This is a genomic window from Streptococcus sp. GMD3S (assembly GCF_000298695.2).
Classification (GTDB): Bacteria; Bacillota; Bacilli; order Lactobacillales; family Streptococcaceae; genus Streptococcus.
In genome coordinates this window covers 17,012-29,664 of sequence record NZ_AJRC02000011.1, presented here as the reverse complement: position 1 = coordinate 29,664, position 12,653 = coordinate 17,012, and the positions used below count along the sequence as shown (strand labels likewise).

Here is a 12,653-nt window from a genome sequence, read left to right as displayed (position 1 = left end):
CTCGACGGAGTTTGCTTTTTTTGATATAATAGGAGAAGATTTCTTAGAAAGAGGATTCCTCATGTTTGAAAAAACAAATCGATCAGGATTAATCATCTATCTCTACTATAATCGAGATGCAAAAAAAATTCAGGAATACGGTGATATCTGTTACCACTCTAAAAAACATCGTTACTTGCAACTCTATGTTTCAACTGAGGAGCTAGATGACTTAGTTGAGAGATTAGGTAAGGAAAGATATATCAAGAAAATTAGACGTTGCCATATTCAAGAGCTAGAACCCCCCTTCGTTGGGAATCTCTATCGGACTGAAGAAAACGTTATCATTTAAAAAAGTTAAACAAATACATTGACAATTTTCTGATAATTCGGTATATTCTTAACATACAATTTTTGAAACAACTATAAGGAGATTAAAAATGAAGAAAAAATTTGCCCTATCTTTTGTGGCTCTTGCTAGTGTGGCTCTTCTTGCTGCCTGTGGAGAGGTCAAGTCAGGAGCGTCAAACACAACTGGAAATCCAGTAGACGAAAAAACAATTAAAATCGGTTTTAACTTTGAAGAGACAGGTGCTGTGGCAGCTTACGGTACAGCTGAACAAAAAGGTGCCCAACTTGCCGTAGACGAAATCAATGCTGCAGGTGGAATTGATGGGAAACAAATCGAAGTTGTAGACAAAGACAACAAGTCAGAAACTGCTGAAGCAGCTTCTGTTACAACAAACCTTGTTACCCAATCAAAAGTAGCAGCTATTGTAGGACCTGCGACATCTGGTGCAACTGCTGCAGCTGTAGCTAACGCTACTAAAGCTGGAGTGCCATTGATTTCACCAAGTGCTACTCAAGACGGTTTGACTAAAGGTCAAGATTACCTATTTATTGGAACATTCCAAGATAGCTTCCAAGGGAAGATTATTTCTAATTATGTAACAAACAAATTGAATGCTAAGAAGGTTGTTCTTTATACTGACAACGCTAGTGACTATGCAAAAGGTATTGCTAAATCTTTCCGCGAAGCCTACAAGGGTGAGATTGTAGCAGATGAAACGTTTGTAGCAGGTGATACTGACTTCCAAGCAGCCCTTACTAAAATGAAAGACAAAGAGTTTGACGCTATCGTAGTTCCAGGTTACTACACAGAAGCTGGTAAAATTGTAAACCAAGCTCGTGGTATGGGAATTGATAAACCAATCATTGGTGGTGATGGATTTAACGGTGAAGAATTTGTTCAACAAGCAACTGCTGAAAGAGCATCAAACATTTACTTCATCTCTGGATTCTCAACTACAGTTGATGTTTCTGCAAAAGCTAAAGCTTTCCTTGAAGCATACCGTGCTAAATACAATGAAGAGCCTTCAACATTCTCAGCTTTGGCCTATGACTCAGTTTACCTAGTAGCAAATGCTGCAAAAGGTGCTAAAAACTCAGGTGAGATCAAGGACAACCTTGCTAAAACCAAAGATTTTGATGGTGTAACTGGTCAAACAAGCTTTGATGCTGACCACAATACTGTGAAAACTGCTTACATGATGACCATGAACAATGGTAAAGTTGAAGAAGCAGAAGTTGTAAAACCATAACATTAGAATAGTAATTGAAATGGGGAATGAGCCTTTGACTCACTCCCTGTTTCGGTGTTTATGAACTTGTGAAAATAATGAAATTTTCTAAAAAATAAGGATAGAAAAGAGTGAATGCTATGCTCCAACAACTTGTGAATGGTCTAATTCTGGGTAGTGTTTATGCACTTTTGGCTCTGGGTTATACCATGGTTTATGGAATTATCAAACTCATCAACTTCGCCCACGGTGATATTTATATGATGGGTGCCTTTATTGGTTACTTTTTGATTAATTCTTTCCAAATGGATTTCTTTTTAGCTTTAATTATTTCAATGGCAGGGACCGCACTACTTGGTGTTGTGATTGAGTTTCTTGCCTACCGTCCTTTACGACACTCTACACGTATTGCTGTATTGATTACTGCCATCGGAGTGTCTTTCCTACTGGAATACGGAATGGTTTATCTAGTAGGCGCCAATACTCGTGCCTTCCCTCAAGCAATTGAAACAGTTCGCTTTGACTTGGGACCAATTAGCTTGACAAATGTTCAATTGATGATTTTAGCAGTTTCTGTACTCTTGATGGTTTTATTGCAATTGATCGTCCAAAAAACAAAAATGGGGAAAGCCATGCGTGCGGTATCAGTTGATAGTGACGCAGCTCAATTGATGGGAATTAATGTAAATCGTACAATCAGCTTTACCTTTGCTTTGGGTTCAGCCCTTGCTGGTGCAGCAGGAGTCCTCATTGCCCTTTACTACAACTCTCTTGAACCTTTGATGGGTGTGACTCCAGGTCTAAAATCATTCGTTGCGGCCGTACTCGGTGGTATCGGGATTATTCCTGGTGCAGCTCTAGGAGGATTTGTGATTGGCTTGTTGGAAACATTTGCTACTGCCTTTGGTATGTCTGATTTCCGTGATGCTATCGTGTATGGAATCTTGCTTTTGATTCTGATTGTTCGACCTGCAGGTATCCTTGGTAAGAATGTGAAAGAGAAGGTGTAAACAATGAAGACAAATCTTAAAATAAATATTCTCTGGTTATTCCTTCTGTTAGCGGGTTATGGATTGATTAGTGTACTGGTTTCTGCTGGTGTTCTCAATCTATTCCATGTACAAATTTTAGAACAAATTGGGATTAATATCATCCTTGCAGTAGGTTTGAACTTAATCGTTGGTTTTTCAGGACAATTTTCACTCGGTCATGCAGGTTTTATGGCGATTGGGGCTTATGCAGCAGCGATTATTGGTTCAAAATCACCAACCTATGGTGCCTTCTTTGGAGCGATGGTTTTGGGTGCCTTGATTTCTGGTGCAGTCGCTTTGCTCGTTGGGATCCCAACACTCCGTTTGAAGGGTGACTACCTGGCAGTTGCGACACTAGGTGTTTCAGAAATCATTCGTATCTTTATCATTAATGGTGGCAGTTTGACCAACGGTGCTGCTGGTATCTTGGGTATTCCAAACTTTACTAACTGGCAAATGGTTTATCTATTTGTGGTGATCACAACTATTGCAACTCTCAACTTCTTACGTAGTCCAATTGGACGCTCTACTCTATCTGTTCGTGAGGATGAGATTGCTGCAGAATCCGTTGGGGTAAACACCACAAAGATCAAGATTATCGCTTTTGTCTTTGGAGCCATTACAGCAAGTATTGCTGGTTCACTTCAGGCTGGTTTTATCGGATCTGTTGTCCCAAAAGATTACACCTTTATTAATTCCATCAATGTGTTGATTATCGTTGTATTTGGTGGACTTGGATCGATTACTGGTACCATCGTTTCAGCGATTGTTTTAGGAATTTTAAATATGCTCCTTCAGGATGTAGCAAGCGTACGTATGATTATCTACGCTTTGGCTCTTGTATTGGTCATGATTTTCAGACCAGGTGGACTTCTTGGGACATGGGAATTGAGTCTATCACGTTTCTTTAAAAAATCGAAGAAGGAGGGACAAAACTAATGGCATTACTTGAAGTTAAACAGTTAACCAAACATTTTGGCGGTCTAACAGCTGTTGGAGATGTCACTCTTGAATTGAACGAGGGAGAATTGGTTGGTCTGATTGGACCAAACGGAGCTGGTAAAACAACCCTTTTCAATCTCTTGACCGGTGTTTATGAACCAAGCGAAGGTACTGTGACACTAGATGGTCACCTCCTAAATGGGAAAACTCCCTATAAGATTGCTTCACTTGGTCTCAGTCGTACTTTCCAAAATATTCGTTTGTTCAAGGACTTGACAGTTTTGGAGAATGTTTTGATTGCATTTAGCAATCATCATAAACAACATGTCCTTGCGAGCTTCCTACGCCTACCAGCTTTTTATAAGAATGAGGAAGAATTAAAAAGCAAAGCTTTGGACTTGTTGAAGATCTTTGATTTGGATGGTGACGCAGATACTCTTGCCAAGAATCTGGCTTATGGTCAACAACGTCGATTAGAAATCGTTCGTGCTCTGGCAACTGAACCTAAGATCCTCTTTTTGGACGAACCTGCAGCTGGTATGAATCCACAAGAAACAGCTGAATTGACAGAATTGATCCGTCGTATCAAAGATGAATTTAAAATTACCATCATGCTTATCGAACATGACATGAATTTGGTTATGGAAGTCACTGAGCGTATCTATGTTCTTGAATATGGTCGGTTGATTGCTCATGGGACTCCGGATGAGATCAAGAACAACAAACGTGTTATCGAAGCTTATCTAGGAGGTGAAGCCTAATGTCTATGTTAAAAGTTGAAAACCTCTCTGTGCATTATGGTATGATCCAAGCAGTTCGTGATGTAAGTTTCGAGGTTAATGAAGGTGAAGTTGTTTCCCTTATCGGTGCCAATGGTGCCGGTAAAACAACCATTCTTCGTACCCTTTCAGGTTTGGTTCGTCCAAGTGCTGGTAAAATTGAGTTTTTGGGAAAAGAAATTCAAAAGTTGCCTGCACAAAAAATCGTGGCAGGTGGCCTTTCACAAGTCCCTGAGGGACGCCATGTTTTCCCAGGTTTGACTGTTATGGAAAACTTAGAAATGGGAGCCTTTTTAAAGAAAAATCGTGAAGAAAATCAAGCTAACTTGAAAAAAGTTTTCTCACGCTTCCCACGTCTTGAAGAGCGTAAAAACCAAGATGCGGCAACTCTTTCAGGTGGTGAACAGCAGATGCTGGCTATGGGACGCGCTCTCATGTCTACACCTAAGCTCCTTCTCTTGGATGAGCCGTCAATGGGACTTGCCCCGATCTTTATCCAAGAAATTTTCGATATCATTCAAGATATTCAGAAGCAAGGAACAACGGTTCTCCTAATTGAACAGAACGCTAACAAGGCCCTTGCTATCTCTGACCGAGGTTATGTACTTGAAACAGGCAAGATCGTCCTATCAGGAACAGGAAAAGAACTCGCAGCATCAGATGAAGTCAGAAAAGCATATCTAGGTGGCTAAAAAGGTCCCGGGGACCTTTTTAGTCGGTAGATAAGGATTGCGCAAGCAATCTCTCTATAGTCCGGGGGACCTTTTTAGTCGGAGGATAAGGATTGCATAAGCAATTCTCCTCTAGTCTGAGAGACTAGTTTAGGTTGTGGATGGAGATTGCGCACGTAATCCCTCTATAGTCTGGGTGACCTTTTTAGTCGGCGGATAAGGATTGCAATCAAGCGAAACCTAATACGACTACTTATCAAAAATATAAAATATTTCAGGGCTCCAGAATAAGGAGCTCTTTTATTTATATGTTTTTTGAGGAAAGGGAAGAAGGTCTTAATTTTTACTCATTGTTTCCCTATTTGAATTGACAGTCATTTTTGTTCATATTATAATATGAGTAAGAAAAAATTGAACAGGAGGACTAAGAATGCTAACAGAAAAACAATTTAAACTTTTGCGTTTTATGTTGATACATAAAGAAAAGACATTTACTCAGCGACAGTTAGCTGAAGAGTTAGACCTATCTTTAGGAACAATCAACACATTATTGAAAAAACTGAAAGAAGAGAAGTGGCTTGATGAGGAGCTTCACTTAACAGAACTAGGTCAGAAAGTTTTAGAACCCTATCGAGTAAAAAATGCCATTATAATGGCTGCTGGCATGAGTAGTCGTTTTGCTCCTTTGTCTTATGAGATTCCTAAAGGATTACTTCAAGTCAAGGGGGAACGCTTGATAGAGAGGGAAATCAGACAACTGCAAGAAGCGGGAATAGAAGATATAACCGTTATTGTAGGCTATCTTCAAGAAAAAATGTTCTATCTTGCAGAGAAGTTTGGTGTAAAAATTGTAGTGAATAATGATTACTTCAAATACAATAACTGTTCGTCTCTTATGTTGGTTAAAGATCAACTTTCCAACACGTATATTTGTTCATCGGATAATTATTTTGTGGAAAATCCTTTTGAGCAATATATTTATAGAGGTTACTACTCGACGATATTCGCAGAAGGTCAAACGGACGAATATTGTGTTATAGAGGATTCGAATCACACCATCATTGATATCCAGATTGGTGGAGAAAATACTTGGGCCATGGTGGGGCACGTTTATTTCGACCGTGCATTCAGCGAGAAATTCAAGGAAGTTTTAGAAACCGAGTTTAAACACGAACCTTATCGGGAACAGCTTTGGGAGGATTACTATGGTCGCCATGTCAAAGAACTCCTTTTAGAAGCGCGCCACTATTCAGCGGATATTGTTAAAGAATTTGATTCACTAGATGAACTACGTCAATTTGATGAACGTTATTTGGTAAATGCAGATTCGGCCATTATTGATAATATCTGTAAGACATTAAAGTGTGTGGCTTCAGATATTGTCAATATCAAACCACTAAAAGATGGATTAACCAACACATCATTTTCATTTGACTGTCTAGGGAAAAGATATGTTTACCGTCATCCGGGTAGGGGAACAGAAAATTATATCGACCGAGCTAGTGAAGCAGCTTCTATGGAAATTGCTGCAAAATTAAAGATTGACCGTACCTTTGTAGCTATGAACAAAGATGAGGGCTGGAAAATTTCAGAATTTATTCCTAATGCTAAGCAACTGGATTATGATAATTGGGATGATGTGGCACAAGCAATGGACCTCTTGAGACGGTTACACCAATCTGGAGAAAAAACGGGACATTCCTTTGACCAATTTGAAGGGATTGATGATTTTAGAGAAAAATTGAAGGCTAGAAATCGATTTGAGTTTGATGGTCTCGAGGAATTGGATAAAACTGTCTCAATTCTCAAAAATTATTTACAGAATGATCCGAAACAGGTTGTCCTTTGTCATGGAGATTCCTATAGTCCTAATTTTTTGTTAAATGAAGCAGGCGAAATGAGCTTGATTGACTGGGAATATTCTGGAATGGGAGAGCCAGCAGGAGATTTGGGCACCTTTATCGCGTGTTCCAATTATACCGTGGAGGATGCTGAAAAAGTACTAGAATTGTATCTACAAGGAGTTCCAGATAAGAAAACCAAACGTCACTACTTAGCTTATGTAGCAGTGACCTCATATTATTGGTTCTTGTGGGCTTTGTTCCAGGAGAGTGTTGGAAAACCAGTCGGTGAGTTCCTCTACATCTGGTATCGCTATACCAAACAATATGGACAACTGGCCCTTGACTTGTATTTGGAGGAAAACTAAGATGAAAACGACATCCGAAATTGAAGATTTAGTAGCAACTGAAACAAAGAGAAGATTGGAAGAAATGGAGTCGCCAAACTACGAGTTTGTTCAACCCTTCCTAAAAAGTGATTTCATTTTAATCATCTCCATAGTCCTAATCAACCTTGTTTTGATTATCTTAGCAATGACGGGAGGAATTCAATAACATGTCTAAAATGAATGACTATATCCAACAAGAAACCATAACCGGAATTGTTCCCATGACCAATAAGGATCGTCAATATTCTTTCTGGGATCTCTTTCTATCGACAAGTGGTTTTGCCATCGCAACTTGGTGTTATACCCAAGGAGCCTATGTGGCTCAATATTTGACCTTTAATCAAATGTTGATTAATATTTTTAGTTTCAACATTATCTGGGTTTTTATCGAATGTCTCCCAATCTTGTTTGCTGTTAAATATGGAATTGATTTGTGGATTTGGTTGAGAGCCGTTCTAGGTAGAAAAGGGGTGGCCTTGCTATCAACCATTATTAGCTTGGCTAACTTTGGCTGGTACGCCGTTGCAGCTAATCTTTTTGCCAGCTCTATGATTCATTTGGCAAATAATTTTGGACTTGGTTTAGACAAGGGAGTATGGGCGCCTATTCTTGGTACCCTCTGTGTTCTGCTTGGAACTCTCATTGCTCTTGGAGGTCCAGAAGTGATTAAATGGACCAATCGCTTCTTGGTTATCGCCTTGTTGATTGTCGGTCTCATTATCGTTGGAATCTGCTTTGTCGCCGTTCCTATAACTGATATTATGAATATCCAACCAGCCACTCAAGGAGATTTGACGCCATTAGAACGCTTCATGCTTTCTGGAGAAGGAAATGTTGCCTTTGCCTTTTCTTGGTCTACACAAGCATTGGTTTTACCGCGTTTAGCAAAATCAGAACGCAGTGGTTATTGGGCTACAGCTTTATCATACGGGGTTGTCGCTCCATTCTTCGTTGCGACAGGTGGAGTCATGGCTCTAGCCATGTTTGTCAAAACAGGTGTGTATGAAAGTGATCCAACAACCATGCTATCAACTCTAAGCACCCCAGCCTTTGCTCTCTTAAGTCTACTACTAGTAGCCTTTGCCAATATTGGAACCCAGGGGACAGGATCGTATGTGAACTGTATGATTGTCAAAAGCGGGATGCCAAAAGTAAGCTATAGACTAATGGTTTGGATTGCCATGGTTTACGTGAGTCTACTCACTATCTGGGGAGGAGTAGAAGAGTATTTCGGATCCTTCATCTCCCTAGCCGCCTATATTCAGGGGCCAATTATTGGTATGATTGTTGTCGACTATTTTATCTTAAGAAAACGAAAACTCGACTTGCGGTCAGCCTATTTCCTTGAAGGGCATGACGCCTACGAGTTTACCAAAGGATTTAACTTAGTTGGCTTGTCTTGCGTATTTATCTCCTTATTGGTAGCGGTACTATTTGTTTACAACCCTGTAACTGCACAAATTCAAAGTCCAATCTTTTTAATCACAACGGGTAGTGGTTTTACTGCGCTATTTGGCGGTCTACTATATTGGCTAGCCAGTCTTAGCCCACTGAAACGTTATATGATAAAAGATCGAGACACTGTTACGATTTAAGAAGAGAGGGGACTACGGTTCCCTCTTAATTTATACTGGCATTTTATGCAAACTTCTCAGATTATTCAAAATCTTGAAAAAGAGATGAAAGCGTTTGATAGATTTTCTAAGAAAGTGTATAATAAAAGTAGCAATATAGAAGGAGAAGTCTCATGGCAGTTAAAGATTTCATGACCCGTAAGGTAGTTTATATCAGTCCAGATACGACTGTAGCACACGCAGCAGATTTGATGCGCGAGCAAGGTTTGCACCGTTTACCTGTTATCGAAAACGATCAATTAGTCGGATTGGTAACAGAAGGAACCATTGCGGAAGCCAGCCCATCTAAAGCAACCAGTCTCTCTATCTATGAGATGAATTATCTTCTGAATAAAACCAAAGTAAAAGATGTAATGATTCGAGATGTCGTGACGGTTTCTGGCTATGCTAGTCTAGAAGATGCGACCTACCTGATGCTGAAAAATAAAATTGGGATATTACCAGTCGTAGACAATCATCAGGTCTACGGCGTCATTACAGACCGCGATGTTTTTCAGGCTTTCTTGGAAATCGCTGGATACGGAGAAGAGGGGATTCGTGTTCGTTTCATTACAGAAAATGAAGTCGGAGTACTGGGGAAAATTGTAGCTCTAATTGTAGAGGAGGATTTAAATATTTCCCATACTGTCAACATTCCACGTAAGGATGGCAAGGTCGTCATCGAAGTTCAAATTGATGGAAAAATCGATTTGATTGCATTAAAGGAAAAGTTTGAAAAAGAAGGAATTCAAGTGGAGGAGATCACTCATACCTCTGCCAAAGTCCTTTAAACAAGAGGCTATAAAGCCTCTTTTCTTCTGCCATCAAAAGCGGTGAAAAGCAAAATATGGAAAGAAATGAGAGATTATGGTATAATAAAACGATATGAAAAGGAGTATCTATGGACATTTCAGAAATTCGTCAAAAAATTGACGCAAATCGTGAAAAATTAGCTTCTTTTAGGGGGTCTCTTTGACCTCGAAGGCTTAGAGGAAGAGATTGCCATCTTGGAAAACAAGATGACAGAACCTGATTTTTGGAACGATAATATCGCGGCCCAAAAAACGTCGCAAGAATTAAATGAATTAAAAAACACCTACAACACCTTCCGTAAAATGGAAGAGTTGCAGGATGAAGTTGAGATTTTATTGGACTTTTTAGCAGAAGACGAGTCAGTCCATGATGAACTGGTCGAACAGTTGACAGAACTGGATAAGATGATGACCAGCTACGAGATGACCCTTCTCTTGTCAGAACCTTATGACCATAATAATGCAATCTTGGAAATCCATCCAGGATCTGGTGGTACTGAGGCACAGGACTGGGGCGATATGTTGCTTCGTATGTATACTCGTTATGGAAATGCCAAAGGCTTTAAAGTAGAAGTCTTGGATTACCAAACTGGTGATGAAGCGGGTATCAAGTCTGTGACCTTGTCTTTTGAAGGACCCAATGCATACGGCCTACTTAAATCAGAAATGGGTGTTCACCGTTTGGTCCGTATTTCGCCATTTGACTCTGCTAAACGTCGCCATACTTCATTTACATCCGTAGAGGTTATGCCTGAGTTGGATGATACCATCGAAGTGGAGATTCGTGAAGATGATATCAAAATGGATACCTTCCGTTCAGGTGGTGCTGGTGGACAGAACGTCAATAAGGTTTCAACAGGTGTGCGTTTGACACACATTCCTACGGGAACTGTCGTCCAATCAACGGTCGATCGTACCCAGTATGGAAATAGAGATCGTGCCATGAAGATGTTGCAGGCTAAGCTCTATCAAATGGAGCAAGAAAAGAAAGCTGCGGAAGTTGATTCTCTTAAAGGTGAGAAAAAAGAAATCACTTGGGGAAGTCAAATCCGTTCATATGTTTTCACGCCTTATACTATGGTAAAAGATCACCGTACAAGCTTTGAAGTTGCTCAGGTAGATAAGGTGATGGATGGAGACCTTGATGGTTTTATCGATGCCTACCTCAAGTGGCGAATCAGCTAAGATAGAAAGGAACTCATATGTCAATCATTGAAATGAGAGATGTTGTCAAAAAGTATGACAATGGAACGACTGCCCTGCGTGGTGTATCTGTTACCATTGAATCAGGAGAGTTTGCCTATATCGTAGGACCTTCTGGGGCAGGTAAGTCAACCTTTATTCGAGCTTTATATCGAGAAGTAAAGATCGAAAAAGGAAGCCTATCAGTTGCAGGCTTTAATTTAGTTAAAATTAAGAAGAAAGATGTCCCACTACTACGTCGTAGTGTCGGGGTAGTCTTTCAGGATTACAAACTCTTGCCTAAGAAGACTGTTTATGAGAATATTGCCTATGCAATGGAAGTAATCGGTGAGAGCCGTCGCAACATCAAAAAACGTGTTATGGAAGTATTGGACCTGGTTGGTTTGAAACATAAGGTTCGCTCTTTCCCTAATGAACTCTCAGGTGGAGAGCAGCAACGGATTGCGATTGCGCGTGCGATTGTCAACAATCCTAAAGTATTGATTGCCGATGAGCCAACAGGAAACTTGGACCCAGATAATTCATGGGAAATTATGAATCTGTTGGAACGCATCAATCTCCAAGGTACTACTGTCTTGATGGCAACCCACAATAGCCAGATTGTAAATACCTTGCGCCACCGTGTCATTGCCATTGAAAATGGCCGTGTCGTTCGTGACGAAGCTAAAGGAGAATATGGATACGATGATTAGTAGATTTTTTCGCCATTTATTTGAATCGTTAAAAAGTTTAAAACGAAATGGCTGGATGACAGTAGCAGCAGTGAGTTCGGTTATGATTACCTTAACACTCGTTGCCCTGTTTGCATCTGTAATTTTTAATACAGCAAAACTGGCTACCGACATTGAAAACAACGTTCGGGTCATGGTTTACATTCGTAAGGATGTAGCTGATAACAGTGAAACGATTGAAAAAGAAGGTCAGACAGTTACCAATAATGACTACCACAAGGTCTATGATGCTTTGAAAGCTATGCCTGCTGTTAAGAGTGTTACCTTCTCAAGTAAAGAGGAACAGTACGAAAAACTGACGGAAACAATGGGTGACGATTGGAAGGTCTTTGAAGGGGATGCAAACCCTCTCTATGATGCCTATATCGTCGATACAAATTCTCCGAGTGATGTTAAAACGGTAGCTGAAGAAGCTAAGAAAATTGAGGGAGTATCAGAGGTTCAAGATGGTGGAGCCAACACTCAACGACTTTTTGAATTGGCTTCCTTTATCCGTGTTTGGGGATTGGTTATTGCAGGGCTCTTGATTTTTATCGCAGTCTTCCTCATTTCCAATACCATTCGTATCACCATTATTTCACGTAGTCGTGAGATTCAGATCATGCGTCTTGTAGGAGCGAAAAATGGCTATATCCGTGGTCCATTCTTGCTAGAAGGTGCTTTTATTGGCTTGCTCGGTGCAGCAATTCCTTCAGTCCTTGTATTCTTTGTTTACAATATGGTTTATCAATCGGTCAATAAATCTTTGGTAGGTCAAAACTTGTCAATGATTACGCCAGATGTGTTTATCCCTCTGATGACAGTCCTATTATTTATAATCGGAATTTTCATTGGTTCAATTGGTTCAGGGATTTCAATGCGTCGATTCTTGAAGATTTAGTTGGATTTAAATGCAAATTGCAGAACAAATCAGAAAAATAATACATATTTAAAAGAGAAGTTTTCGTAAACTTCTCTTTTTCCTTTCTAAAAATTAAAAAAATAGACAATTTTTTTATAAAAGCCTTTACAAAAAAAATAAAAGTGGTATAATTAATACATAACTAAATGCAAACGTTTTCGTAAAACGTTTGCCTAAATAA

General features: G+C 39.8%; 13 protein-coding genes. All 13 read left to right on the top strand.

The genetic code is table 11. The annotated features are described in order from the left end of the window. The first annotated feature begins 61 nt into the window (after positions 1-61). Positions 62-331: a YlbG family protein gene (locus GMD3S_RS0206490; protein ID WP_000462104.1), complete on the top strand. Its 270-nt coding sequence runs from the start codon at positions 62-64 to the stop codon at positions 329-331. An 88-nt stretch (positions 332-419) separates the two neighbouring features. Next, on the top strand, positions 420-1,580 hold the full coding sequence (locus GMD3S_RS0206485; protein WP_000726128.1) for an ABC transporter substrate-binding protein: 1,161 nt from the start codon (positions 420-422) through the stop codon (positions 1,578-1,580). Positions 1,581-1,699: 119 nt separating this feature from the next. Continuing rightward, complete coding sequence (locus GMD3S_RS0206480; protein WP_000941413.1) at positions 1,700-2,569, top strand: branched-chain amino acid ABC transporter permease; 870 nt, start codon at positions 1,700-1,702, stop codon at positions 2,567-2,569. A 3-nt stretch (positions 2,570-2,572) separates the two neighbouring features. Then, a complete protein-coding gene (locus GMD3S_RS0206475; protein ID WP_000856249.1) occupies positions 2,573-3,529 on the top strand; it encodes a branched-chain amino acid ABC transporter permease in 957 nt (318 codons plus the stop codon). Next, complete coding sequence (locus GMD3S_RS0206470) at positions 3,529-4,293, top strand: ABC transporter ATP-binding protein (protein WP_001186014.1); 765 nt, start codon at positions 3,529-3,531, stop codon at positions 4,291-4,293. The genes GMD3S_RS0206475 and GMD3S_RS0206470 overlap by 1 nt, the downstream gene beginning before the upstream one ends. After that, on the top strand, positions 4,293-5,003 hold the full coding sequence (locus tag GMD3S_RS0206465) for an ABC transporter ATP-binding protein (RefSeq protein ID WP_000062204.1): 711 nt from the start codon (positions 4,293-4,295) through the stop codon (positions 5,001-5,003). Before GMD3S_RS0206470 ends, GMD3S_RS0206465 begins: the two co-directional genes overlap by 1 nt. 409 nt (positions 5,004-5,412) lie before the next feature. Beyond that, the gene (locus GMD3S_RS0206460) at positions 5,413-7,191 is read left to right on the top strand and encodes a phosphotransferase (RefSeq protein ID WP_000954674.1); all 1,779 of its coding nucleotides are present in this window, start codon (positions 5,413-5,415) and stop codon (positions 7,189-7,191) included. A 1-nt stretch (position 7,192) separates the two neighbouring features. Further along, positions 7,193-7,378 carry a hypothetical protein gene (locus tag GMD3S_RS0206455; RefSeq protein ID WP_000859100.1) on the top strand — a complete coding sequence of 62 codons (186 nt, stop codon included), beginning with the start codon at positions 7,193-7,195 and terminating at the stop codon, positions 7,376-7,378. Position 7,379: 1 nt separating this feature from the next. Further along, on the top strand, positions 7,380-8,807 hold the full coding sequence (locus GMD3S_RS0206450) for a cytosine permease (RefSeq protein ID WP_000041475.1): 1,428 nt from the start codon (positions 7,380-7,382) through the stop codon (positions 8,805-8,807). A gap of 152 nt (positions 8,808-8,959) precedes the next feature. After that, entirely contained in the window at positions 8,960-9,616 is a 657-nt protein-coding gene (locus GMD3S_RS0206440) for a CBS domain-containing protein (protein WP_000268642.1), read from the top strand. A 110-nt stretch (positions 9,617-9,726) separates the two neighbouring features. Then, positions 9,727-10,822 (top strand): peptide chain release factor 2 gene (prfB, locus tag GMD3S_RS0206435; RefSeq protein ID WP_155991877.1). Its coding sequence is split into 2 segments (ribosomal slippage): positions 9,727-9,798 and positions 9,800-10,822, totalling 1,095 coding nucleotides; the frame shifts between segments, so codons are not numbered across the junction. A gap of 17 nt (positions 10,823-10,839) precedes the next feature. Next, a complete protein-coding gene (gene ftsE / locus GMD3S_RS0206430) occupies positions 10,840-11,532 on the top strand; it encodes a cell division ATP-binding protein FtsE (protein WP_000022276.1) in 693 nt (230 codons plus the stop codon). Next, on the top strand, positions 11,525-12,451 hold the full coding sequence (ftsX, locus tag GMD3S_RS0206425) for a permease-like cell division protein FtsX (RefSeq protein WP_000625556.1): 927 nt from the start codon (positions 11,525-11,527) through the stop codon (positions 12,449-12,451). Before ftsE ends, ftsX begins: the two co-directional genes overlap by 8 nt. The last annotated feature ends 202 nt before the right edge of the window (positions 12,452-12,653 follow it).

Bases quoted from the DNA above. Each gene is read 5' to 3' on its own strand.
- GMD3S_RS0206490 (WP_000462104.1), top strand. From the start codon at position 62: ATGTTTGAAAAAACAAATCGATCAGGATTAATCATCTATCTCTACTAT.
- GMD3S_RS0206485 (WP_000726128.1), top strand. From the start codon at position 420: ATGAAGAAAAAATTTGCCCTATCTTTTGTGGCTCTTGCTAGTGTGGCT.
- GMD3S_RS0206480 (WP_000941413.1), top strand. From the start codon at position 1,700: ATGCTCCAACAACTTGTGAATGGTCTAATTCTGGGTAGTGTTTATGCA.
- GMD3S_RS0206475 (WP_000856249.1), top strand. From the start codon at position 2,573: ATGAAGACAAATCTTAAAATAAATATTCTCTGGTTATTCCTTCTGTTA.
- GMD3S_RS0206470 (WP_001186014.1), top strand. From the start codon at position 3,529: ATGGCATTACTTGAAGTTAAACAGTTAACCAAACATTTTGGCGGTCTA.
- GMD3S_RS0206465 (WP_000062204.1), top strand. From the start codon at position 4,293: ATGTCTATGTTAAAAGTTGAAAACCTCTCTGTGCATTATGGTATGATC.
- GMD3S_RS0206460 (WP_000954674.1), top strand. From the start codon at position 5,413: ATGCTAACAGAAAAACAATTTAAACTTTTGCGTTTTATGTTGATACAT.
- GMD3S_RS0206455 (WP_000859100.1), top strand. From the start codon at position 7,193: ATGAAAACGACATCCGAAATTGAAGATTTAGTAGCAACTGAAACAAAG.
- GMD3S_RS0206450 (WP_000041475.1), top strand. From the start codon at position 7,380: ATGTCTAAAATGAATGACTATATCCAACAAGAAACCATAACCGGAATT.
- GMD3S_RS0206440 (WP_000268642.1), top strand. From the start codon at position 8,960: ATGGCAGTTAAAGATTTCATGACCCGTAAGGTAGTTTATATCAGTCCA.
- ftsE (WP_000022276.1), top strand. From the start codon at position 10,840: ATGTCAATCATTGAAATGAGAGATGTTGTCAAAAAGTATGACAATGGA.
- ftsX (WP_000625556.1), top strand. From the start codon at position 11,525: ATGATTAGTAGATTTTTTCGCCATTTATTTGAATCGTTAAAAAGTTTA.